Annotated in this window: 25 protein-coding genes; 15 read left to right on the top strand and 10 right to left on the bottom strand. The window is 67.0% G+C overall.

The window, feature by feature from the left end:
* Positions 1-178 precede the first annotated feature (178 nt).
* The 3 genes from AC3WJI_RS18615 to AC3WJI_RS18605 all read left to right on the top strand — a co-directional run bounded on the left by AC3WJI_RS18615 (position 179) and on the right by AC3WJI_RS18605 (position 1,378).
* Positions 179-373 carry an HP1242/YdcH family protein gene (locus AC3WJI_RS18615; RefSeq protein WP_492758786.1) on the top strand — a complete coding sequence of 65 codons (195 nt, stop codon included), beginning with the start codon at positions 179-181 and terminating at the stop codon, positions 371-373.
* A gap of 91 nt (positions 374-464) precedes the next feature.
* Entirely contained in the window at positions 465-1,100 is a 636-nt protein-coding gene (locus tag AC3WJI_RS18610) for a Bax inhibitor-1/YccA family protein (protein ID WP_492758787.1), read from the top strand.
* On the top strand, positions 1,097-1,378 hold the full coding sequence (locus AC3WJI_RS18605; protein ID WP_492758785.1) for a TFIIB-type zinc ribbon-containing protein: 282 nt from the start codon (positions 1,097-1,099) through the stop codon (positions 1,376-1,378). The genes AC3WJI_RS18610 and AC3WJI_RS18605 overlap by 4 nt, the downstream gene beginning before the upstream one ends.
* A gap of 74 nt (positions 1,379-1,452) precedes the next feature.
* On the opposite strand, the gene AC3WJI_RS18600 is transcribed toward AC3WJI_RS18605, so the two are convergent.
* Positions 1,453-1,734 carry a hypothetical protein gene (locus AC3WJI_RS18600; protein WP_492758784.1) on the bottom strand — a complete coding sequence of 94 codons (282 nt, stop codon included), beginning with the start codon at positions 1,732-1,734 and terminating at the stop codon, positions 1,453-1,455.
* A 258-nt stretch (positions 1,735-1,992) separates the two neighbouring features.
* Between AC3WJI_RS18600 and cobA the strand changes: the two genes are divergently transcribed.
* The 6 genes from cobA to AC3WJI_RS18570 all read left to right on the top strand — a co-directional run bounded on the left by cobA (position 1,993) and on the right by AC3WJI_RS18570 (position 6,526).
* Positions 1,993-2,778 carry a uroporphyrinogen-III C-methyltransferase gene (gene cobA / locus AC3WJI_RS18595; protein WP_492758783.1) on the top strand — a complete coding sequence of 262 codons (786 nt, stop codon included), beginning with the start codon at positions 1,993-1,995 and terminating at the stop codon, positions 2,776-2,778.
* Positions 2,775-3,071, top strand: a complete 297-nt coding sequence (locus tag AC3WJI_RS18590) for a DUF2849 domain-containing protein (protein WP_492758782.1) — start codon at positions 2,775-2,777, stop codon at positions 3,069-3,071. Before cobA ends, AC3WJI_RS18590 begins: the two co-directional genes overlap by 4 nt.
* Positions 3,072-3,303: 232 nt before the next feature.
* Positions 3,304-4,935 (top strand): nitrite/sulfite reductase, encoded by a 1,632-nt coding sequence (locus AC3WJI_RS18585; RefSeq protein ID WP_492758781.1) that lies wholly within the window; start codon positions 3,304-3,306, stop codon positions 4,933-4,935.
* Positions 4,928-5,329: a RidA family protein gene (locus tag AC3WJI_RS18580; RefSeq protein ID WP_492758780.1), complete on the top strand. Its 402-nt coding sequence runs from the start codon at positions 4,928-4,930 to the stop codon at positions 5,327-5,329. Before AC3WJI_RS18585 ends, AC3WJI_RS18580 begins: the two co-directional genes overlap by 8 nt.
* Complete coding sequence (locus tag AC3WJI_RS18575; RefSeq protein ID WP_492758779.1) at positions 5,326-5,754, top strand: DUF934 domain-containing protein; 429 nt, start codon at positions 5,326-5,328, stop codon at positions 5,752-5,754. Before AC3WJI_RS18580 ends, AC3WJI_RS18575 begins: the two co-directional genes overlap by 4 nt.
* Positions 5,747-6,526: a phosphoadenylyl-sulfate reductase gene (locus AC3WJI_RS18570; RefSeq protein WP_492758778.1), complete on the top strand. Its 780-nt coding sequence runs from the start codon at positions 5,747-5,749 to the stop codon at positions 6,524-6,526. Before AC3WJI_RS18575 ends, AC3WJI_RS18570 begins: the two co-directional genes overlap by 8 nt.
* A gap of 228 nt (positions 6,527-6,754) precedes the next feature.
* Here AC3WJI_RS18570 and AC3WJI_RS18565 read toward each other — a convergent pair whose 3' ends face one another.
* The 3 genes from AC3WJI_RS18565 to AC3WJI_RS18555 form a co-directional block, all read right to left on the bottom strand.
* On the bottom strand, positions 6,755-7,618 hold the full coding sequence (locus AC3WJI_RS18565) for a DUF1521 domain-containing protein (protein WP_492758777.1): 864 nt from the start codon (positions 7,616-7,618) through the stop codon (positions 6,755-6,757).
* A 131-nt stretch (positions 7,619-7,749) separates the two neighbouring features.
* Positions 7,750-9,024, bottom strand: coding sequence for an Hsp70 family protein (locus AC3WJI_RS18560; RefSeq protein ID WP_492758776.1), 1,275 nt, complete (start codon positions 9,022-9,024; stop codon positions 7,750-7,752).
* 220 nt (positions 9,025-9,244) lie between these two features.
* Positions 9,245-11,758: an esterase-like activity of phytase family protein gene (locus AC3WJI_RS18555; protein WP_492758775.1), complete on the bottom strand. Its 2,514-nt coding sequence runs from the start codon at positions 11,756-11,758 to the stop codon at positions 9,245-9,247.
* 352 nt (positions 11,759-12,110) lie between these two features.
* Between AC3WJI_RS18555 and AC3WJI_RS18550 the strand changes: the two genes are divergently transcribed.
* Complete coding sequence (locus tag AC3WJI_RS18550; RefSeq protein ID WP_492758774.1) at positions 12,111-14,066, top strand: glycoside hydrolase family 84 protein; 1,956 nt, start codon at positions 12,111-12,113, stop codon at positions 14,064-14,066.
* A gap of 135 nt (positions 14,067-14,201) precedes the next feature.
* On the opposite strand, the gene AC3WJI_RS18545 is transcribed toward AC3WJI_RS18550, so the two are convergent.
* Positions 14,202-15,698, bottom strand: coding sequence for a replicative DNA helicase (locus tag AC3WJI_RS18545; RefSeq protein ID WP_492758773.1), 1,497 nt, complete (start codon positions 15,696-15,698; stop codon positions 14,202-14,204).
* Between the two features lie 83 nt (positions 15,699-15,781).
* On the opposite strand from AC3WJI_RS18545, the gene AC3WJI_RS18540 reads away from it, so the two are divergent.
* Positions 15,782-16,264, top strand: coding sequence for a UPF0262 family protein (locus AC3WJI_RS18540; RefSeq protein ID WP_492758772.1), 483 nt, complete (start codon positions 15,782-15,784; stop codon positions 16,262-16,264).
* Between the two features lie 21 nt (positions 16,265-16,285).
* On the opposite strand, the gene AC3WJI_RS18535 is transcribed toward AC3WJI_RS18540, so the two are convergent.
* A complete protein-coding gene (locus AC3WJI_RS18535; RefSeq protein ID WP_492758771.1) occupies positions 16,286-16,537 on the bottom strand; it encodes a hypothetical protein in 252 nt (83 codons plus the stop codon).
* Between the two features lie 71 nt (positions 16,538-16,608).
* Between AC3WJI_RS18535 and AC3WJI_RS18530 the strand changes: the two genes are divergently transcribed.
* Entirely contained in the window at positions 16,609-17,049 is a 441-nt protein-coding gene (locus AC3WJI_RS18530; RefSeq protein ID WP_492758770.1) for a cytidine deaminase, read from the top strand.
* Between the two features lie 8 nt (positions 17,050-17,057).
* On the opposite strand, the gene AC3WJI_RS18525 is transcribed toward AC3WJI_RS18530, so the two are convergent.
* Positions 17,058-17,495 (bottom strand): DMT family transporter, encoded by a 438-nt coding sequence (locus AC3WJI_RS18525; protein WP_492758769.1) that lies wholly within the window; start codon positions 17,493-17,495, stop codon positions 17,058-17,060.
* A 170-nt stretch (positions 17,496-17,665) separates the two neighbouring features.
* Here AC3WJI_RS18525 and AC3WJI_RS18520 point away from each other — a divergent pair, with 170 nt between their 5' ends.
* From AC3WJI_RS18520 to AC3WJI_RS18510, 3 genes are all read left to right on the top strand, one after another.
* A complete protein-coding gene (locus tag AC3WJI_RS18520; RefSeq protein ID WP_492758768.1) occupies positions 17,666-19,621 on the top strand; it encodes a sialate O-acetylesterase in 1,956 nt (651 codons plus the stop codon).
* Positions 19,622-19,676: 55 nt separating this feature from the next.
* Positions 19,677-20,231 (top strand): dCTP deaminase, encoded by a 555-nt coding sequence (dcd, locus tag AC3WJI_RS18515; protein ID WP_404338367.1) that lies wholly within the window; start codon positions 19,677-19,679, stop codon positions 20,229-20,231.
* Positions 20,232-20,331: 100 nt separating this feature from the next.
* Positions 20,332-20,847 (top strand): hypothetical protein, encoded by a 516-nt coding sequence (locus AC3WJI_RS18510; protein ID WP_492758767.1) that lies wholly within the window; start codon positions 20,332-20,334, stop codon positions 20,845-20,847.
* A 110-nt stretch (positions 20,848-20,957) separates the two neighbouring features.
* On the opposite strand, the gene AC3WJI_RS18505 is transcribed toward AC3WJI_RS18510, so the two are convergent.
* From AC3WJI_RS18505 to AC3WJI_RS18495, 3 genes are all read right to left on the bottom strand, one after another.
* Complete coding sequence (locus tag AC3WJI_RS18505) at positions 20,958-21,311, bottom strand: tetratricopeptide repeat protein (protein WP_492758766.1); 354 nt, start codon at positions 21,309-21,311, stop codon at positions 20,958-20,960.
* A 180-nt stretch (positions 21,312-21,491) separates the two neighbouring features.
* Positions 21,492-21,917 carry an ExbD/TolR family protein gene (locus tag AC3WJI_RS18500; protein ID WP_492758765.1) on the bottom strand — a complete coding sequence of 142 codons (426 nt, stop codon included), beginning with the start codon at positions 21,915-21,917 and terminating at the stop codon, positions 21,492-21,494.
* Positions 21,918-21,946: 29 nt separating this feature from the next.
* A complete protein-coding gene (locus AC3WJI_RS18495) occupies positions 21,947-22,423 on the bottom strand; it encodes an ExbD/TolR family protein (protein WP_492758764.1) in 477 nt (158 codons plus the stop codon).
* Positions 22,424-22,488 lie beyond the last annotated feature (65 nt).

Raw genomic sequence — 22,488 nt, 5'->3', positions numbered from 1 at the left:
CCCCCGCCCCGTCCCCCTAGATTCAAGCCTGCGGGACCGGGCCCCTCTGGCGGCGGCTTCACCTGAAGCCCCGTGATGTCGGACCGCATCGAGCCAGCTCGGTGCAGGTTTGACGGCGCTCCGTCACCACTCCTCACCGAGAGACCGGCTCGATCGATGCATGTCGATGGAGTGGCATATGACCAATGTAATTCAGCGGCTGATCGCCGCGCACCGCGTCCTCAACTGCGAAATCCGCGCCGAAGTGACGCGCCGGTTCCCCGACACCGCGCGGCTGCGCCAGCTCAAGAAGCAGCGCCTCGCGATCAAGGACCGCCTTTTCCGCCTGATCCCCGACGCGGCCGAGATGCGCCGCGTCGCCCGCACTGCCTGAGGAGTTCGCGCCCGTGGACAATCTTTCCGCCTTCAACCGTAGCGCCGCCGCCTCGGCGCAGGTCCGCTACGACGAGGGCCTGCGCCGGCACATGCTCGGCATCTACCGCAACATGGGCATCGGCCTGGCCATTACCGGCCTGGTTGCGCTCGCGGTCGCCAATACCCCGGCGCTGGTCGCGCTGATCTTCGGCACCCCGCTCAAATGGGTGGCGATGTTCGCGCCGCTTGCCTTCGTGTTCTTCTTCACCTTCCGCATCGAGCGGATGACCACTGCCGGCGCGCGCACCGCCTTCTTCGCCTTCGCCGCGGTGATGGGCGTGTCGATGGCAAGCCTGTTTCTCGTCTTCACCGGCCCCAGCATCGCGAGCGCCTTCTTCACCGCCGCGGCGATGTTTGCCGGGCTAAGCCTGTGGGGCTACACCACCAAGCGCGACCTCACCGGGCTCGGCGCGTTCCTGATGGTCGGCCTGATCGCCGTGATCGGCGCGAGCCTGGTCAACCTGTTCCTCGGCTCGGGCCTGCTCGGCGTCGCGATCTCGGCGATCGGGGTGCTCGTCTTCGCCGGCCTCACTGCCTGGGACACGCAGCGGCTCAAGAGCGAATATATCGTCTATGGCAACAGCCAGGCGGTGGAGAAGCTCGCGATCATGGGCGCGCTGTCGCTCTATCTCAACCTGATCAACATGTTCCAGCTGCTGCTCGGGCTGATGGGCGAGCGCGAATGACCGGCACCTTCGCCTGCCCCGTCGACGGCACCAAATTGGTGCCGATCGAGCGCGCCGGGATCGAGATCGATCATTGTCCGAGCTGCCGCGGCGTCTGGCTCGATCGCGGCGAGCTCGACAAGATCCTCGAGCGCAGTGCCGCGCCGGCGACGCCCCAACCGCAACCGGCGCCAGCCCCCTGGCCCGATCCGCGCCCGCATGATGACGACCGCCACAAGCACGGCGGCCAGTACGGCCACAAGCGCCGCAAGTCGTTCCTAGAGGAACTGTTCGACTAGTCCCCCATCCCCGAACAGTTTTTCGAACCTGCCCGTCGCCGACCCGCTCGGCGGCGGGCCTTTCTTTGCCGCCGTCAGAGCCCGACGCCGCGGCACAATCGGTAGAGTTGCCGCACCTTCGGATGGTCCGCGCCGAACTTCGCCCGAAACTGCGTCTTCGCGCGGCAGGCCGAGACTTGGGCCGCGGTCGGCTGGCGGCGCCCGTGGTGCGCACGGCTATTCCGCAGCAGCGATCGTGTCGTCGAATCCTGCAGGACGAGCCTGCCGTGATCCTCGAGCTGGGTGGTCGGGAGGTCCTGGGCGGCTGCCGGAGCGGCAATCGCCAGCAATGCGACGCCGCAGGATAGGGTTCGCATCTCGGTCTCCCATGGTCGCGAACTGAATAGATCGCGTTGGCCCTCAACGTCCACGGACCTGCCCTTCGGCTCGTCGCGAACGGCGCGGCATTGGGCTTTTCCTTGCGCAGACGCTGCCGCTGTCGTCCGCACGCAATCAAAGGGCGGGCCTTTCATCGCGGGGCAGGGCCCGGGTGACGAAGCGAACAAAGTTCACCTTCCGCCCACCCAAAGCATCCTCCGTTGCCCCGGCCGCGCCCCCGGCCCATCTCGCGCCTTATGGCAACCTTGCTCGATCCTTCCGCGCGTGGTCGCGTCATCCTCGTCGGCGCCGGCCCCGGCGATCCGGGCCTCCTCACCGTCCGCGCGGTCGAGGCGCTGCGCCAGGCCGATGTCCTCGTTCACGACGGGCTTGTCGACCCGCGCGTGCTCGATCTCGCACCGCAGGCGCACCGCATCTCCGTCGCCAAGCAGCGCGCGCGCCACACTTTGTCGCAGGATGCGATCAACGCGCTGATCGTCGCGCATGTGAAGACCGGCGCGATCGTCGTGCGACTGAAGGGCGGCGATCCGTTCATCTTCGGCCGCGGCGGCGAGGAAGTCGAAGCCGTCCGCGCCGCCGGCCTGCCCGTCGAAGTCATCCCCGGCGTCAGCGCTGCGCTCGGCGCCGCCGCCGAGGCGATGCTTCCGCTCACCCATCGCGACTGGTCGAGCGCGGTCAGCTTCGTCGCTGGCCAGTGCAAGGGCCTGTCCGACCAGGACTGGTCGGGCCTAGCCGGCAAGGGCCGCACGCTGGTGATCTATATGGGTGTCGCCAATTGCCCGGCGATCGCCGACAAGTTGATGGCCGACGGCGTCGCCCCCGATATGCCCGTCGCGGTGCTCGAGCGCGCGACGCTCGATGGCCATCGCGCGATCCGCACTTTGCTCGCCGACCTCGGCGATCTGGTGACGCGCGAAAAGGTCAAGAGCCCGGCGATCATCGTCGTCGGCGAAGTCGTCCGCCTGTCGGACGCCGAGGACAAATTGCAGGCTTGGGCTAGGGCCGCGGGGGCGCTGTCGTGAAGCTGCTCACCGGCAACGACCTCGCCACCGGCGACGTGATCTGGTGGACCGGCTCCGGCTGGTCGCGCCACATCGAGGAAGCAGGCGACGTCGCCGACCAGGGCGAGGCGCTGGCCCATGCCGAGGAAGGCGCGCGCCGCGTCAACGGCCCCTATGTCATCGACGCGACCGCAACTCCCGAAGGCCCCCGCCCCGCCCACATCAAGGACCGCATCCGCGCGCTCGGTCCTACGGTGCGGCCGGATTTGACCTTGAAACCAGCCGATCCTGAGGCTGGGAGCTGGGTAATATGAATTTTCCACGCGAAGACGCGAAGGCGCGAAGAAAGGAAGTTTTCTCGCGCAGAGGCGCAGAGAACGCAGAGGTGATTCGCCTGGTTGCGCCAGCGGCCTTTGATCTCCTAGCGAGAAAAATGGGAAGCGCGCTACCGCGCGCCTCTTCTCCGCGTCCTCTGCGCCTCTGCGCGAACCAAAACTTCTTCGCGCCTTCGCGGCTTCGCGTGAACACTCTTCAGGCCAAAAGCTGATGTACAAATACGACCAATACGATCACTCGATCGTCGCCGCCCGCGTCGAGGAATTCCGCGACCAGGTGAACCGCCGCCTCGCCGGGCAGATCACCGAGGACCAGTTCAAGCCGCTGCGGCTGATGAACGGGCTCTATCTCCAGCTGCACGCCTATATGCTGCGCGTGGCGGTGCCCTATGGCACGCTCGACAGCCGCCAGATGCACATGCTGGCGCACATCGCGCGCAAGTACGATCGCGGCTATGGCCATTTCACCACGCGCCAGAACCTTCAGTACAACTGGATCAAGCTCGAAGACGCGCCGGACATCCTCGCCGAGCTCGCGACGGTCGAGATGCATGCGATCCAGACCAGCGGGAACTGCATCCGCAACATCAGCAGCGACCAGTTCGCGGGCGCCGCCGCCGACGAGATCACCGATCCGCGCCCCTGGGCCGAACTGCTCCGCCAGTGGAGCAGCTTCCACCCCGAATTCACTTATCTGCCGCGCAAGTTCAAGATCGCGGTGATCGCCGCCGACGAGGATCGCGCGGCGATGCGCCTGCACGATATCGGCATCCAGATCGTCGAGAAGGACGGTGTCCACGGCGCCAAGGTGTTCGCCGGCGGCGGCATGGGCCGTACCCCGATGGTCGCGCCCGAGATCAAGGAGTTCGTGCCGCTCGAAGACCTGCTGAGCTATCTCGAGGCGTGCCTGCGCGTCTACAATCGCTACGGCCGCCGCGACAATATCTACAAGGCGCGGATCAAGATCCTGATCCACGAGATCGGCGCCGACGAATATCGCCGCCAGGTCGAGGAAGAGTTCGTCGCGGTCAAGGCGCTCGGCATCGATCCGCCCAAGGCGGAGTTCGACCGCATCGCGGCCTACTTCGCGCCGCCCGCCTGGGACACCGGGCTCAGCGACGCGATCGACCGCAGTGATCCTGACTTCGCCGTCTGGCTCGACCAGAATGTCTCGGCGCACAAGGCGCCCGGCTATGCCGTCGTCACGATCAGCCTCAAGCCCGCCGGCGGCATCCCCGGCGACGCCTCGGCCGACCAGATCGACCTGATGGCCGACCTCGCCGAGCGCTTCAGCTTCGACGAGCTCCGCGTCACCCATGCGCAGAACATCGTCCTGCCGCATGTCCGCAAGGCCGACCTTTACGCGCTGTGGGAGCAGCTGCGCGACGCCGGGCTCGCCGAGGCCAATCTCGACCTGATCAGCGACATCATCGCTTGCCCGGGCCTCGATTATTGCAGTCTCGCCAATGCCCGCTCAATCCCAGTGGCGCAGAAAATCCACGCGCGCTTCGCCGATCTCGGCCGCCAGCGCGAATTGGGCGAATTGAAGCTCAAGATCAGCGGCTGCATCAATGCCTGCGGCCATCACCATGCCGGCCATATCGGGATCCTCGGCGTCGACCGTAAGGGCACCGAGAACTACCAGCTATTGCTCGGCGGGTCGGGGGCGGAGGACGTCAGCCTCGCCAAGATCACCGGCCCCGGCTTCTCCGAGGACGGCATCGTCGACGCGGTCGAGACCGCGACCAACGTCTATCTGCGCGAGCGTACCGAGGGCGAGCGCTTCCTCGACACCTATCGCCGCATCGGCATGGAGCCGTTCAAGGAGGCGCTTTATGGCTGAGCGCGACGCCGTCTTCCCGGCAAACCCGCACGCATTGTACGCCGAGCATCGCTATTCGCCGGCGATCCGCGCGAACGGACTGCTGTTCGTCTCCGGGCAGGTCGGCGCACGCGCCGACGGATCGCCCGAGCCCGATACCGAGGCGCAGATCCGCCTCGCCTTCGAGAATCTGCTCGGCATCCTTGCTGCCGCGGGCTGCACCTTCGACGACGTGGTCGATTCGACCCTGTACCTCGTCGATCCCGACGCCGATTTCGAGACGTTGCTCAAGGTCATGCCCGAGTTTTGGGGCGAGGCTCCCTATCCGGCGCTGACCGGGATCGGCGTTAACTGGCTTGCCGGCTTCCGCTTCGAGATCAAAGTGATCGCGCGCCTCCCGGAGGCCCAGGCATGACCGACAACCTCCTCCGCTTCCGCGACGACGAGGCGCACGAAGAGCCCGCCGTCACGCTCGACTCGTTCTTCGGCCAGTCGAACGCCACCGCCGTCCGGATCGAGGCGGGCGAGGACGCCCGCGTCCTGCTGCCGCATCTCGACCGCCTGGCGCTGGTCGAAGTCAGCTTCCCGAAATATCGCGACGGCCGCGGCTATTCGGCCGGCCGCATCCTCCGCGAGGCCAGCTATACGGGCGAGCTGCGCGCCCAGGGCGACGTGCTGGTCGACCAGATCCCGCTGATGCGCCGCTGCGGCTTTGACAGCTTCGCGCCCGAGGCCCCAGTGGATCCCGCGGTGCTCGAGGCGAGCCTCGCGCGCTACGAGCAGGTCTATCAGCCCGCCGCCGACGGGCATGTGCCGGTGTGGAAGCTGCGGCATGGCTGAGGCTGCGGCCCGCAAGATTGACCGTCTCGACCTCGCCCCGCGCTTCACCGAGCAGGACGCGATCCGGCTCAACAATATGTTCCGCGGCAGCTCGACCGACGAGATGCTGCGCACCGTCCTCGGCGAGCATATGGTCGGCGATGTCGCGATGGTGTCGTCGTTCGGCGCCGAATCCGCGGCGCTGCTCCACTTGGTCGCGTCGATCGATCCCAGTGTCCCGGTCCTCTTCCTCGATACCGGCCGCCATTTCCCCGAGACGCTCGCCTATCGCGACGCGCTCATCGCGCGGCTCGGCCTCAAGGACTTCCGCAATCTCGAGCCCGATGCGGACGTGCTCGCCGCGCGCGACGCCAATCAGCTGCGCTGGTCGTTCGACCCCGACGGCTGCTGCGAGATCCGCAAGGTAGTGCCGCTCGCCAATGCGCTCGCCGGCTTCGACGCGACGATCACCGGGCGCAAGGCGTTCCAGGCCAAGACCCGCAACGCGCTGCCGCGCTTCGAGATCGACACGTCGGACGCCGCCGGCCGGCTCAAGGTCAATCCGCTCGCCGATTGGACCAAGGCCGATCTCGACGCCTATTTCGCCGCGCACGACCTGCCGGTGCACCCGCTGATCGCTGAGGGCTATCTGTCGATCGGCTGCGCGCCGTGCACCAGCGTGGTCAAACCCGGCGAAGACCCCCGCGCTGGCCGCTGGCGCGGCTGGGACAAGACCGAATGCGGGATACACACGCCCGTACCCGACGGCGACCCCAACCAGCCGAGCTTCTGAAACTTCCCTCTCCCGTCGGGAGAGGGTTGCGCAGACTTGGGTCGCGCACTTCTGCGCAGCCCTAGTCGGAGCTGGGTGAGGGGGATTGCCCTCTCGAGTGCGCAAACACCCTCACCTAGCTCCGCTAGGCAGCAAGCTGCCAAGCTACGCTACCTCTCCGACAGGGAAAGGAAAAATCGCCGGGGCTGCCCTGAGGCGGCCCCGGCGATCGCCTCCTGCTGACGAACCTCAAAACTCGATATGGTGCTGACGCGGCGCGACATGGTCGCGCACGCCCTCGCTGCTACGCGCATCGGCGGCGACGCTGGCGAACACCGCACCGCCCAAGAACGCGCCGAGGATGAAGCTCAGGCTCGCCAGGCTCTGCGCCGACGACGAGTCGGGACCGAACGCCTGCCCCGGCTTGGTCGCGTTGAGGTCGGCCTGCGTCGCGACCTGCTGCGTATAAGTCGAGCGCCAGCCCGCGCCGCTCTCATTCTCGCGCAGCACGAAGCCGTCGCCATTCGCGCGGTCGAGCGCGCGGCCGTTGCTGCCCATCGTGATCGAGAGGTCGCCCAATTCCTGCTGGCTCAGCCCCTTCACTTCGATCGCCTGGTCACCCTTGGTGATCGCCACCGAGCTGGCATAATAGACATTCGGATTGTCCTTGCCCTGCTCGGTATTGATCGTGATCTTGGTGCCGTTGGCGAGCGTGAAAGTGGTCGTGCCCCAGAAGTCGTAGGCATGCTGGCCGTTGACGTCGACGTGCGGGTCGCCCCAGATCCGCGTGGTCTCGCCGGTCTCGGCGTTGGTGATCGTCATCTCCGAGTTCTTCTCGTTGAGCTGCAGGCTATAGCCGTCGCCCAAGTCGATATTGGCCTTGCCCTCGGAGCCGGTCTCGACGGTCCAGTTCGCCTTGGTCTCGCCGCACGAGCGCGCATCGACGTTCCAGCCCTTGGGGAAGCAGCTCGAGGCGAAGGGCCCGGCGCCCAGCGGGTTGAACATCTTGCCGGCAATCCCCGCAGCGAGCACGAAGCCCGCTGCAGCCGAGCCGGCGGAGAGCGCCTGGAATGCGCCGAAGGAAGCGTTGCTGTTCGCAGCGATCGTGGTCATCTCGTGTCCCCTGTGGGTGGTGAACACGTGTTGGTTACGCCGTCGCGCGAGTCGGTGCGCTCCGCATTCCGACTAGACCGGCTAGTCGCTTCGATTAGTCGCAATGCGGGCCCGGCCCATCGCGGCGCCGGTCAGCCCGCCCAGGCGGCGATATCGTCTTCCTGCGCCACCATCGCCAGCCCGTGCGCGATCGAGGTGAGTTCGCCGCCGTCGCCGATCCGGTTCTCGCCGAAGCGCCGCACGAAAATCTCGCGCACCGCCGGGATCAGCGACGAACCGCCGGTGAGGAACACGCGGTCGATCCCGTTCGCTTCGACCCCGGACGCCGCAAGCGCTCGATCGACGGTCGCCTCGATCCGCGCGAGGTCAGGCGCGATCCACGCCTCGAAGTCTTCGCGGCGAACATCGGTCGTGAGCTTGACCCCGCCGCCCTCGAAGCGAAACTCGGCCTGCGCGACGCTCGACAGCGCGCGCTTGAGCGTGCCGACCGCGTCGTACAACCGATAGCCGAGCTCGTTCTCGATGATCGCGATCATCCGCCCGATCGCCGCCGGGTCCTCGGCCGAACGCTGGAGCTTGTGCAGCGCCTCGAGCGTCCGCCGGTTGCGCATCAGCGCCAGCCGAGACCAGTCCCCGAAATCGGCGAAATAGCCCGGCGGGATCTCGAGCTGCTTGTCGAACGAGCGGTAGAGCCCGCCCTTGCCGAGCAGCGGCAGCACCAATTGGTCGATGATCCGATAGTCGAAGCGGTCGCCGGCGATGCCGATGCCGGCATGTCCCCGCGCGGTGCAGCGCCGCGCGGACCCCGGCGCGTCGACCTGCACCACCGAGAAGTCGCTGGTGCCGCCACCGAAATCGGCGACGAGCAAGGTCGCCGGATCGCTCAGCCGCCGCGCATAGCTGAACGCCGCGCCGATCGGCTCGTAGACATAATGCACCGCGCCGCCGAACCCGGCGAACATCGCGTCATAGCGCTCGCGCGCCAGCTTCGGGTCGGGCCGGCTCCCGGCATATTCGATCGGCCGCCCGACGACGATCCGCTCGGGCCGCGCGTCGAGCTTGCCGCCGGCATGCGCCATGAGCTTGTCGAGAAAGGTCCGTCCGATCTCCTCGAACCGCAGCCTCTTGTCGAACACCGAGGCATGTTCGAACGCGCTGCTCGCTGCCACCGACTTGAACGATTGGAGGAAGCGGCTGCCCTCGGGATATTCGAGATATTCGGCGATCGCCCAGGGTCCCGCCTCGACCTGGACGCCGCCATCCTCCCAGAAGCACAGGGCCGAGCGGAAAACCGCGCTGATGCCCGTGGGGCCGGCAAACTCGACCATCTCGGGCGCCTCGCCCGCACCGGCGAGCGCGACCACGCTGTTGGTCGTACCGAAATCGAGTCCGAGGGCAGCGGTCACGCGGGATCCAGTCCGAGGCAGAAGGGACGGCGCCTATGACGGGACCGCGTAGGCTTTCGCAAGACATATAACTCCCCTCCCTGAAAGGGAGGGGCCGGGGGTGGGTGCGAACCGAAGGTGAGCCCCAACGAGCTGCATCGAAGAGAGAAAAGACCGGGCATCGAGCCCGGCTTTTCTCACCCACCCCTAGCCCCTCCCTAGAAGGGAGGGGATTGCAGCCTCAAAACGCGATGCCGACCCCCATCGACACTCGCGCGTCATCGTCACCGCGCCCCCAGCGGCCGCGGCCCGAGACATAACCCGACAATGCCCCCTGCCGCATCGCGATGCGCAGCTCGCCGAACGCGCTGTTGCGCTCGGTGTCGAGCAGCGACAGGTTCGCAGTTCCCATCGCATGCTCGGCGCTGGCGAGGCGCACCGCGGCGCTGCGGTCGCCATGCTCCTGTTCGATGCTGTAGCCGCCGCGCAGCGCCGGGCGGATCGCGCCGAGCTGTGCAGCGATCTCGCCGCCAAAGCTCGCGGTCAGCTGGCTGAAGCTGCGGTCGCCATAGACGAGGTTGGACACCGACGCGCCATGCTCGGTATAGCCCTCGAGCTTGAGATCGGCATAGTCGATCGCCGCGAACGGCGTCAGGCTAACCCCGCCCAGGTCGAACTGCCAGCCGGCCTCGCCGCTCGCCGCCCAGCCATGTCCGCCGGTGTCGCCGATCGCCTGCTGCTGATAGGCCGAGGCGCGGCCGATCTTGTCGAACTTGACGTCGCCGAGCCACGCGCCCGATGCCTGGACGTAGAGCCCCATCCGCGTTTCGATCGCGGCATAGGCGCCCGCGGTCCAGCCATCGGCGCTGAGCGGTGCGCCATAAGCGAGCTTGCCGTCCATCTTGCGATAGCCCGCGGTCAGCCCGATGCGCACCATCTCGTTCACCGGCATTTCGAGCCCGATCGTGGTCGCCAGCATGTCGACGTCGAGGCCGGTCTCGGGGCTCGCGCCCGCGCCGGCCTTGCTCCAGTCGAAGTCGAGCCACAGCTGCGCGCGGCCGCTGCCCTCCGCATCGCGCCATCCGCGCATCGCGTTGAGCCGGCGCATCGCCGGCTGGGTCGTGCTGCGGCCGAACGCGTCCATCGCGATCCGCGTGCCGTAGAGCATGTCGGGGGCGGTCAGGTTCAGCGCCTGCAGCGCCATCGGATCGACATAGGTCGGCAGGGTCAGGCGATAGACCAGCAGCACGCTGTCATTGTTGCCGCTGCCATCGAGCGCACCCGAGGTGAACGACTGGCCGTTGAAGCTGATATTGGTGCCCTGGAAGTCGTTGTCGTTGCCGACGAACAGGAAGAAGTCCTGCGGATGCGCCTCGTCGAGCACCGGCGCCAGCGCCATCGCCTCGATCTTCTCGCTCAGCGTCGTCGGCGTGCTCACCGGCAGGCGGGTGAGGTTCATGCCGACGCGGGCGAGCTGGACGGGGTTGAGCATGTTGACCAGCTCGACCTGCTGGACCGCGGTGATCCCCGCCGCCAGCGTGCCGTTGGTCGCGATCGGCGTGGTGCCGGTCTCGTACTGGGTGCCGGCGAGGTTGGTCGCCTTGCTGGTGTCGACGAGCAGGATGCTCTTGAACATCGCGGTGCTGCTGGTGCTGGCATTCGCCGCGACACCGCGGCCGAGACCGTCGCGCGCAAGCACGAGAAATTGGGTGTCGTTGAGCGCCAGCATCTCGGACTGCGCGGCGGTGCGGTCGGGCGCGCCGCCGCTGCCGTTATTGTTGAACACCGGCAGCTGGAGGACATAATGGCCGATCGGGTTGGTCGGCGTGCCGGTGGCGCTGATATCGTAGACGAGGATGCGGGTGTTGTTGCGCGTCTGTTGCTGCGCGCCATTGGTGTCCTGCACAGTCGCGGACTGCTGGATCGTCACCAGCTTCTTGTTGTCGGGGGTCAGCGCCATCGCTTCGAGCCCCTGATTGTTGCGGCGCCCGGTCTGGCCCGGATTGGTGCTGTTGAAGTCGATCGCGCCGCCGGTGCGCGGCAGCATCGCCGCGACGGTCTGGATCGCGCCGATCTGCTTTCCGGTCGCATCGAAATAATAGATGCCGTCGGCATATTCGTCGGAGACGTAGAAGGTGCCGTCGGGGCGGAAGGCGATCGCTTCGGCGTCGAGACTGATATGTCCGGCCGCGGTGCCGTCGGTTGCGACCGGATAGACGATGCCGCCCCGCGTCACGGTGTTCGCCCCCGGATCGCGCCCTGTCATCTCGATGCCGTTCGCGTCCTTCAGCGTGAAGCCGCCGGTCGGAGTGATCACCACCTGGCTCTGCGAGCTCGTCGCCTGCGGCAGCGCGCCGGTCCCCGTCAGCGGGTTGAACCGGATGTCGCTGGTGTGAACGCGGTTGCGATAATCGATCGCGCCGTCGAACGGCCCCCGGTCGGGCAGTGTGTAGATGCTGCTGCTATAGGTGCCGTCGGCATTGCGGTGCCAGGTGCGCAGGTCGATCGCCATGCCGGAGAAGCTGCCCAGCGTCTCGCCGCGGAAGTCGCGCGTATTGGCGTCGAGCCGCCCCGCGCCGACCAGCCCGCCATTGGTGAAGGTCTCGCCGTTCAGCGTGACGCTGGTCGGGCCGTTGGCGGTGGTGATGTTCGGCGTGGTGACCACGCGCGACTGCGCCTGTGCGGTGCTCGCCGCGAACAGCCCGAGCCCGATCGCGGCGAGCGAAGCGCTCCGCCGCAGCATGTGCGTATTCATCAAAGCTTCCCCCTGTGGCGCCGTGATCCGCGCTACGGGGCGGCTAATCGCGCGGCTTTACAAATTCGGGTCGGCGGGATGATGTTTCGGTGACGGTGGGGTGAAGATGAGACGGCACGCAATTCGGCGCTCAATACCCTCCCCCGCCAGGGGGAGGTGTCAGCGCAGCTGATGGAGGGGGAGGAATCACAAAGCGCAGCGATTCCATCCCCTCCGTCGCCTTCGGCGCCACCTTCCCCTTGTGGGGGGAGAATGAGCTCGAACCAAATCCCGCCGCGACCGGCTTGCGCTGGCGCGATATGTAAAACATAGAACCTATCTGATACCTTTGTAGAACCGTTGAGGATCATCCATGCGCGCGCGTTCGTTCGGCTATTCCCTGTCGCTGGCCTCGGGCGCCGTATTGTTGCTGGCACTGGCCACCCCCACCGCCGCGCAAACGCTGCCCGCCATCTTTCCCGCCCCGGTCTCGGCGAAGCTGACCGGCGGCGCAGTGGCGCTCGGCAAGACGGTGGTGCTGGTAGAGGCGGGCAAGGCCGATCCCGAGACCGATACCCTGGTCCGCGGCATCCTCACCGCTGCCGGCGTCGATCAGATCCGTACCGCCACGCGCCTGCCCGCCCGCCTCGACGCGACTTACGTAGTGCTCGGCACCGGCGAAGCGCCGCTGATCAAGAGCGCGCTCGCCCGCACCGGCGCCACTTTGCCCAGCCAGGCCGAAGGCTATGCGTTGACCACCGGTGCCGCGCCCGGCGGCACGCTGATCGTCCTCGCGGGCGCCGACAGCGACGGGTTGTACCACGCCGCACACTCGCTGCGGCAGGTCGTCACCGGCCCGACGCTCGCCGCGCTCACCGTGACCGATTACCCCGCAATGCCCGTACGCGGCACGATCGAGGGTTTCTACGGCAAGCACTGGTCGATGGCCGAGCGCGCGTCGCATATCGGCTTCCTCGCCGCGCTCAAGGCCAACACCTATATCTACAGCCCCAAGGACGAGCCCTTCGCCCGCGACCGCTGGCGCGATCCCTATCCCGCCGAGACGCTGGCGCAGCTCGGCGGGCTGGTCGAGGCGGCGAACCGTCAGCACGTCAACTTCGTCTACGCGATCTCGCCCGGCCCTTCGATCTGCTATTCTAGCCCCGCCGATCTGGACGCGATCCGTCGCAAGTTCAGCGCGATGCGCGGCATCGGCGTGCGCAGCTTCTACGTCGCGCTCGACGACATCGAATATACCAAATGGAATTGCCCGAGCGACGAAGCCGCGTTCGGCGCGCCCGGCCAGAAGGCCGCGGCGAGCGCGCAGGCGAAGTTGCTCAACGCCGTCCAGGCCGACCTGGCCGCGGCCAAGGATCGCGGCTCGCTGATCATGGTGCCGACCGAATATTACAACGCCACCGAAAGCCCGTACAAGGCGACGCTGCGAAAGGAACTCGACCCGCGCGTGGTGGTCCAATGGACCGGCACCGACGTCGTGCCGCCGTCGATCTCGGTCGCCGACGCGCGCAACGCGACCAAGGCGTTCGGCCGCAAGACGCTGCTCTGGGACAATTACCCGGTCAACGACTTCCGCGAATCCTCGGGCCGCCTGTTGCTCGCGCCTTACGCCCGCCGCGAGGGCGGACTGTCGGCCGAACTGAGCGGCGTGGTCTCCAATCCGATGAACCAGGAGGCAGCGAGCCGCCCCGCGGTGATGGGCCTTGTCGCCTTCGCGTGGAACGACCGCGGCTATGACGCCGACCGGACCTGGCACGCCGCGGCGCGCTACCTCGCGGGCGGCGACCCGCAGGTCACCGACGCGCTGCTCGCCTTCTTCGACACCCAGCATCTCGCCCCGACCTTCGGCAGCCATCCCTGGCAGCCCCAGGCGCCGCGGCTCAAGGCGCTGATCGACCAGACCCGCGACGCGCTCGCCGCCGGCGACGCCGCAGCACAGGGGCGGGCGCTCGACGCCCTCGCCGCCGCCGCCGAGCGACTGGCGACCGCGCCCGACCTGATCCGCGCCGGCGTGGTCGTGCCAGGCTTCGTCGCCGAATCTGCCCCCTGGCTCGACGCGACCGCACTCTGGGGCCGCGCGCTCAAGCTGACCGTCAGCGGGCTGGCAGCAGCACTCGACGGCGCGCCCGGCAGCGGCGACACCGCCACCCGCCTGTTCGCCGAGTCCGCGCGGCTCGCCAGGCAGGCCGAGGCGATCCAGTCGATTCCCGGCGCGGTTCGCTTCGACGGCCCGATCAAGGTGGCGGACGGTGTGCTGGACGCCTTCCTTCGCGACGCGCCGGGATTGGTGCGAGTGCCGGCCGGCCGCTAAGGCGGCGCTTCCAAAGCCCCTCCCCTTCAGGGGAGGGGTTGGGGTGGAGCCTGGCCGCTGGTTCAGGTCTCTATGAGACATCCCCCACCCCCAACCCCTCCCCTGAAGGGGAGGGGCTAGCTACGGCCGCTCCGCTCAATAATCCTCGTGTGCCAGGTCGCTGAACTTGGTGAACTGCCGGTCAAAGCGCATGTGCACCGATCCCGTTGCGCCGTGGCGCTGCTTGGCGATGATCACCGTCGCCTTGCCCGAAACCTCCAGCTGCTTGGCCTGCCAATTCTCGTAGGCGATCCGCTCCTCGGCGGTCTCGCTGCCGTCGGGCGTCTTGGTCGGCGCCTTGAAGTCGTGATAATATTCGTCGCGATAGACGAACAGCACGATGTCGGCGTCCTGCTCGATCGATCCCGATTCGCGAAGGTCCGATAGCTGCGGGCGCTTATCCTCGCGGCTTTCGACGCCGCGGCTGAGCTGCGACAGCGCCAGCACCGGGACGTTGAGTTCCTTGGCGAGCGTCTTCAGCCCGCGGCTGATCTCCGAGATTTCCTGGACGCGCCCGTCGCCCGAGGCCTTGGCGCTGCCGGTCAGCAGCTGGAGGTAATCGACCACGACCATGCCAATCTTGTGCTGGCGTTTCATCCGCCGCGCGCGCGTGCGCAGCGCCGCGATCGTCAGGCCCGGCGTGTCGTCGATGAACAAGGGCAGCCGCTCGAGATCGCCCGCCGCGCGCGCGAACTTCTGGAACTCGCTATGGCTGATCTGCCCGGTGCGCAGCTTTTCCGAGACGACTTCGGCCTGCTCGGACAGGATACGCATCGCCAGCTGGTCGGCGGACATTTCGAGGCTGAAGAACGCAACCGGCGCGCCGATCGATTTTTCCTCGGGGATCCCCGCCTCGAGATCGTCGGCCCAGCGCTTGGCGGCATTGAACGCGATGTTGGTCGCGAGCGAGGTCTTGCCCATGCCCGGGCGGCCGGCGAGGATCAGCAGGTCCGATCGGTTGAACCCGCCGGTCGAGGCGTTGAGGTCGGTCAACCCGGTAGTGATTCCCGAGATGCCGCCGCCCGAGTTCATCGCCTTCTCGGCCTGGCGCACCGCCAAAGTCGCCGCGCGCGTGAACGACTTGAGCCCCGCATCCGATTCGCCCTTCTCGGCGACTTCGTAGAGCTTCAGTTCGGCCTGCTCGATCTGCTTGGCCGGGTTGATGTCCTGGCTGGTGTCGAGCGCGCCGTCGACGAGATCGCGTCCCACCGTCACCAGCGCGCGCAGCATCGCGAGGTCGTAGATCTGGTCGGCGAACGAGCGCGCGCCGATCAGGCTCGCCGGATTGCCGGTGAGCTGTGCCAGATAGGCCGGCCCGCCCAATTCCTTCATCGCCGGGTCGGCGGCGAACAGCGGGCGCAGGGTCACCGGCGTTGCGAGCCGGTTGTCGCCGACCATCGTCGCGATCGTGTCGTAGATCCGCCCGTGGAGCGGCTCGAAAAAGTGTTCGGGGCGTAGCTTCTGGAGCACGTCCTCCGCCACGCGGTTGTCGATCATCATCGCGCCGAGCAAGGCGGCCTCGGCCTCGATATTGGCGGGCAGGCTGACGCCTTCGGCGGGTTCGGGAGCGGGAAAGGGTATCGGCTGGGCCATCGGCCCCTCATTCACCAACCGAAGGATTCGGGCAACGCCGCAGCCTTGTGGAAAACGGTGATTGGCCGCAAAGCATTGCCGCAATGGCCGATCCGCGCATCATCGACGTCAAGCTCGACGAGCGCACGATCCTGTGGCGCTCGGCCGATATCGAGCAGGAGCGCCGCATCGCGATCTTCGACCTGCTCGAAGAGAATCACTTCGCCCCGCAGCGCAAGCATCCCGACGGCTATGCCGGCCCCTACAAGCTCCACCTTCGCGTGGAAGAAGGCCGGCTTGCACTCGAGATCCACCGCGCCGACGATTCGCCGCTCGAGACCCTGGTCCTCGGCCTCGCCCGCTTCCGCCGCCCGATCCGCGACTATTTCGCGATCTGCGACTCCTATTACCAGGCGATCCGCGCCGCCTCGCCCGCCCAGATCGAGACGATCGACATGGCCCGCCGCGGCGTCCACAACCAGGCGGCGGAGCTGCTGATGGAGCGGCTCGACGGCAAGATCCAGGTGGACTTCGACACCGCGCGACGACTGTTCACGCTGATCTGCGTGCTCCACATCAAGGGGTGAGCCGCTTGGTCCGGCGCCTTGCTACGCTGCCTGCTGAAGCGCCTGACGATAGGCCTGCCAGGTCAGCAACACGCCGATCACGACGAGTAGGACAGTGCCGCCCAACTGTCCGAAAGATCCAGTGAACGCAGCGTCGGTGAACCAGATCGCCGCCCGGATCGGCGCGAAGCGCATCCCGAACACCGGCGCCTCGAGAAAGCCGACGCTCGCTTGAAGCGCGAGGATCGCGAAGAAGCTGAATACCAAGGCGGGTTGGGTGATCTCGCGCGGCATGTCGGCCTCCAAAGCTTTGAATGCGGCAGCAGCCTATTGCACTGCGATTAATGTGCGGTATCGCCATCGGAATGATCGACGACGGCGCACGCGCATTGATTCTGGCAGCCCGCGAGGCGGCCAAGAACGCCTACGCGCCTTATTCCAACTTCGCGGTCGGCGCGGCGGTGCTGCTCAGCGACGGCAGCATCGTCACCGGCGCCAATTTCGAGAACGCCAGCTATGGCCTGTCGCTGTGCGCCGAGACGGTCGCGCTCGCCACGGTCAATGCGCAGGGCCGCTTTCGCGACGTCGTCGCGATCGGGGTGATCGGTGGGCGGATCGGCCATGCCGACACCGCTCCGGTCAGCCCGTGCGGGCGCTGCCGCCAGGTGATCAACGAAGCGGCGCAGGTCGGCGGGCGCGACCTTCCGGTCTATTGCGGCGGCGCGACGGGGGACACGATCGCCGAATACAAGCTCTCCGAACTGCTGCCGCACGCCTTCGGCCCCGCTGATCTCGGCCTCGCCTGAGGTCAGGATCAGCGACGAACCAGCAGCACGCCCACCAGGATGCAGGTCACGCCCGCCATCCGCGCGAGCGTTATCGGCGAACGATCCAGGCCCAGCACGCCGAAATGGTCGAAGACCACCGCCGCGGTCAGCTGCGCACCGACGGTCAAGGTGAGCGTGAGCGCCAGTCCCAGCCGCGGCGCCGCGAAAGCCACTGCGGCGACGAAGAATGCGCCGTACAGCCCCCCGATCCATGCCCAGGGCGGCGCCTCGCGCACCGTGGCGAGCGGCGTGCGATCGATCAGCAGCCAGGTCGCGACGACCGCAGCGGTGCCTCCGAGGAAGGAGATCGAGGCGGCCAGCCACAGCGACCCGGTGCTGCGGGCCAGCATCGCGTTGCTCGGCGTCTGCGTGGCGACGCACAGGCCGGCGATAAGGGCGAGAATGATCGGCAGGATGTTCTGCATCGGTATCCACGGTAAGGAAGGCGGATGCCACGCGCCGTAGAGCGATCCGCGTCGCCGTCAATCCTCCGCCGCCCTGGCGATCGAACTGCCGCCGAACGGGCCGTTACGATGCTCGCCCCTTGCCATTCCCCCCTGCCCTCTGCTCTGTTACCGCTAACGAAGGAGATGCCATGAAGATGCCGTGCCGGAGCGCGCTCGCGCTGCCGATCCTGCTCGCTGCGCCCGCATATGCGCAGGACGCGTCCCCACTGCTCCACCCGATGTTCCAGGATCATGGCGTGCTCCAGCGCGGCCGCGCGATCCCCGTCTGGGGTGACGCGCCGCCGGGCGAGCGAGTCGACGTCGCACTCGGCGAGCGCAAGATCCGGACCCGCGCCGACAAGGACGGACATTGGCGCGTCGACCTGCCCGCAATGCGCGTGGGCGGGCCCTATACGCTCAACGTCGCCGCGCGCGGCAAGACTGCGCAGGCCACGGACCTGCTGGTGGGCGATGTCTGGCTGTGCTCGGGACAGTCGAACATGGAGTTTCCGGTCAGCCGCGCCCTCAACGCCGCCGGGGAGCTCGACAAGGCGAACGATCCAGAATTGCGGCTGATGACGATCGAGAAGAAGACCAGCCTCGATCCCCAGCGCCAGTTCCCCGCCCCGGTCCAGTGGCAGCCAGCCACGCCCGCGACGGTGCGCGACTTCTCCGCCGCCTGCTACTTCATGGCGCGCGACCTGCGTGCGTCGCAAAAGGTGCCAATGGGACTGATCGATGCCAGCTGGGGCGGCACCGCGATCGACGCCTGGCGCCCTGAGACGGCGTTGGCAAAGGACCCGAGCGCGGCGCAGGACCTGGCGCTGCTCCACAATTATCGCAGCAATCCTGCGCAAGCGGGCCGACAGTTCGGCGAGCGCTGGACCGCCTGGTATCGCGGCAAATCGGGCGATGCGCCCGGCACCGAACCCTGGCAGGCCAACCCGCCGGGCGATTGGCGCGCAGTGCCGTCATTCGACCCATGGGAGAAATGGGGCATCGCCGCGCTCGCCCAATATAACGGCATGCTCTGGTATCGCACCGAAGTGACGCTCACCGCCGAGCAGGCCGCCAAAAGCGCGACGCTCGCGCTCGGGCCCGCCGACGACATGGATGCGAGCTTCGTCAATGGCGTGCCGGTAGGCGTGACCTATGCCTGGGGCGTAGCGCGGCTCTATCCGCTCGCGCCGGGCACGCTCAAGGCCGGCAGGAACGTGATCGCGGTCGGCGTGCTCGACACCTGGGCGGAAGGCGGGCTGCTCGGCACCGCCGACCAGCGCGCGATCCGCTTTGCCGACGGCACCAGCGTACCGCTCGCCGGTCCCGAAGGCTGGCGCTGGCGCCAGGCCCCCGCTGGCGTCGGCGATCCACCGCACGCGCCGTGGGAAGCGATCGCCGGCTATTCGGGCATCTATAATGCGATGATCGCGCCGATCGGGCCCTATGGCCTGCGCGGCGTGGCCTGGTATCAGGGCGAGGCCAATGCCGGTTCACCCGACGGCTATGCCGGCAAGCTCGCCAGCATGATGGCGGCGTGGCGCGGCCAGTTCGGCCAGCCCGCCCTGCCCTTCCTGATCGCCCAGCTCTCCGCCTGGGGGCCGCGCGTGCCGGCACCGATCGAAAGCGGCTTCGCCCAGATCCGCGACGAGCAGCGCAAGGCGGTCGCCGCCGACCCGCATGCCGCGCTCGCGGTGACGGTCGATCTCGGCGACGTGGTCGACATTCATCCCGCGAACAAGCTCGATGTCGGCCACCGGCTGGCGCGCGGCGCCGAAGCGCTGACCTATGGCGGCAAGGCCTCGCCTTCGGGGCCATGGCCCGTCGAGGCACGCGACGAGGGCAAATTGATCCGCATCCGCTTCACCGGCGCCGACAAAGGGCTGGTGACGTACAGCGCCGCGGTCCCGATCGGTTTCGAATTGTGCGGCACGGCGCCGGGCACCTGCCGCTTCGCCGCCGCCACGCTCGACGGCAGCGACGTGCTGGTGGCCGCTGGCGCCGGCGCCGCCGACCGCGTCCGCTTCTGCTGGGGGGACAGCCCGATCTGCAACCTCTATGACGGCACCGGCCTCCCCGCCACGCCGTTCGAGCTGATGGTCCGTTAGCCCTTGCGGAGCGCTGCGCTTCCCGCGAAACCGGGCGTGCACCGCAGGGGGATTCATGAGTATTCTTTCCGACCGCTGGATCCGCGAGCAGGCGCTCGCCACCGGCATGATCGAACCGTTCGTCGAGGCGCAGCGCCGCGAGGGCTGCATCAGCTACGGCCTGTCCTCCTATGGCTATGACGCGCGCGTCGCCGACGAGTTCAAGATCTTCACCAATGTCGACAGCGCGGTGGTCGACCCCAAGGATTTCGCCGCGAACAGCTTCGTCGACCGCAAGACCGACGTGTGCATCATCCCGCCCAACAGCTTCGCGCTGGCACGGACGGTCGAATATTTCCGCATTCCGCGCGACACCTTGGTCATCTGCCTCGGCAAGTCGACCTATGCGCGCTGCGGGATCATCGTCAACGTGACGCCGCTCGAGCCCGAATGGGAGGGCCATGTCACGCTCGAATTCTCGAACACCACCCCGCTGCCCGCGAAGATCTACGCGAACGAGGGCGCGTGCCAGTTCCTGTTCCTCAAGGGCGATCAGCCGTGTGAGACGAGCTATGCCGACCGCGCGGGAAAATATATGGGGCAGCGCGGCGTGACACTGCCGCGATTGTAACAGGCAACGCGCAACTTCGTCGCATGATGCGCTGGCCGCCAACAAGGCCTGTGTGGTCGACCGTGGTTGATGCTGCGACGATGACCGCTAGGTTCCGCCAATGCTGATGCTTGACGATCCTCGCTGGCGCGAGCTGCGCCACGCTTATGGCGACGCCGGCGACATTCCCGACCTGCTGCGAATGTTGGCCTCGTCGCCGGGCCCGCAAATGAGCCCCGAGGACGAACCCTGGTTCGGTCTCTGGTCGCGCCTGTGTCATCAAGGCGACGTCCACACCGATTCCTACGTCGCGGTGCCTCACATCGTGCAGGTCGCCAAACAAGCGAGCGAGCCCGTCGATTTCGGGTTCTTTCACCTGCCGGCTGCGATCGAAGTGGCTCGGCAGTCGGGTCGCGGACCGGACATTCCCGCGAGCTATGCGGGAGAGTACCACCAAGCGATCGCGCAGTTGGTCGAGAATGTAAGCCTTCATCGGAAAGAGGCTTGGGACCAGTCGATGCTCTTGTCGGCAGCGGCGGCACAGGCCGTCGCGAAAGGGCACATCGATGTCGCTCAGGCTCTGCTGAACTTGGACACCGAGTGGATTGCCCGGATTAACGATTGCGAGTTCGACTGAGCCGATCCGCCCGCATCCGCGGTGCCTCTACGGGGATCCAGAGCAAGCAGCGTGTAATCGCAACGAAGCAAGCTGGGCGCGGACAGCTTGCATGCGCGCCCAGGCCCAGTTCAGCGTGCGCTGAACTGCACTGTATCGAGCTTGCGAAGTCCGCGCTGCGCGAGCGTGTGCGAACCCACCGCCTCTTCGCTGCGCAAGTCCATCAGCACCTCGTCGCTGCCCAGCACCTTGGCGTACAGGTTGCGCGCTTCACCGGCGCGGCCGGTCTTCGCATAGACAGCAGCCAGATTGAGCAGCAGCTCCGGACGATCGGGATGGATCCGCAGCTCGGTCCGCAGCTTCGCCTCGGCCCGCGAATAGTCGCCCTGCGCGATCTGCGTGCTGGCGACGGCGCCGTCCTGCGCCTGAGCCGGGAGTGCCGCGACAAATGGCGCGGCGGCGAGGAGAACAAGAGCGAAACGCATGGCACCCTCCAGAATCATTGCACCACGGTGACATTGCCGTGACATCTTGATGACTCTTGTGTGACACTTTCGTTGCATCGGATCAAGGGGCGCATGCAAAGAAAAAGGCGGCCCCGAAGGACCGCCTTTCCATCCGCTCCTGAAGCCGCGCAGCAGCGCGGGCTCAGTCGAGCTTATGCATCAGAAATCGTTGCGATACTGCTCGTTGCCGACGAAACCGAGCTTGGTCACGTTGGCGCGCTTCACGATCGCCAGCACCCGGTCGACCACGTCGTAACGCGCGTTCGGGTCGGGCTGGAAGTGCAGCTCGGGCTCCGGATCCTGCGCCAGCGACGCATCGAGATACTGACGCAGCGTCACGTCGTCGATCTGCACGCTGTTCCAGAACACGTTGCCATTGGCATCGATGTACAGCTTGTTCTTCTGGGGCTCGACCGCGGGGGGCGGCGTGCCGCTGTTCTGCGGCAGGTCGACCTTCACCGCATGGGTCTGGATCGGGATGGTGATGATGAACATGATGAGGAGCACGAGCATGACGTCGATCAACGGCGTCGTGTTCATTTCCATCATCGGCTCGCCGTCGTCGCGGCCACCGCTCATTGCCATGGTTGTAACTCCTTAAACGGTGCGCGTCTTTAGCGGGTCGTCACGGCACCCGCGGGGGGTTCCGAAATGAAGCCGACCTTCGCGAAGCCTGCCATCTGCATCGTGTAGATCGCGCCGCCGATGCAGCGATACGGGGTGTTCGAGTCGCCGCGGATATGGACCTCGGGAAGCTCGAGCCCGGCGGCATTGGGTCCGCCCTGACGATCGATTTCCTGCTTCAGCTTCGCGACGCCCCGGTCGAGCAGTTCCTGATGACCCACCGGAGTCATGCCCCAGTAGATCTGGCACTGGCCGCCGGCCCCGGTCACCGAAAGCGCGACATTCTCTGGCTTGGTGGTGGTCGGTTCGAATGTCACCTTCGGCAGGTCGAGCTTGATCGTCTGGATCACCACCGGAATGGCGATCAGGAAGATGATCAGGAGCACCAGCATCACGTCCACGAGGGGCGTGGTGTTGATGTCCGACATCGGTGTTTCGTCGCCGCCTGCGCCTACGCTCATCGCCATTGGGCGTTATCCTATCCTTCTATTTCGTCGCAGGTCTGGCCTGCGACGAAATAGAAGGATAGGAT

This window comes from Sphingomonas sp. FW306-1B-B10E (genome assembly GCF_058782005.1).
The sequence above is the reverse complement of the archived record's forward strand: the minus strand, read 5'-3'. Positions and strand labels throughout refer to the sequence as shown.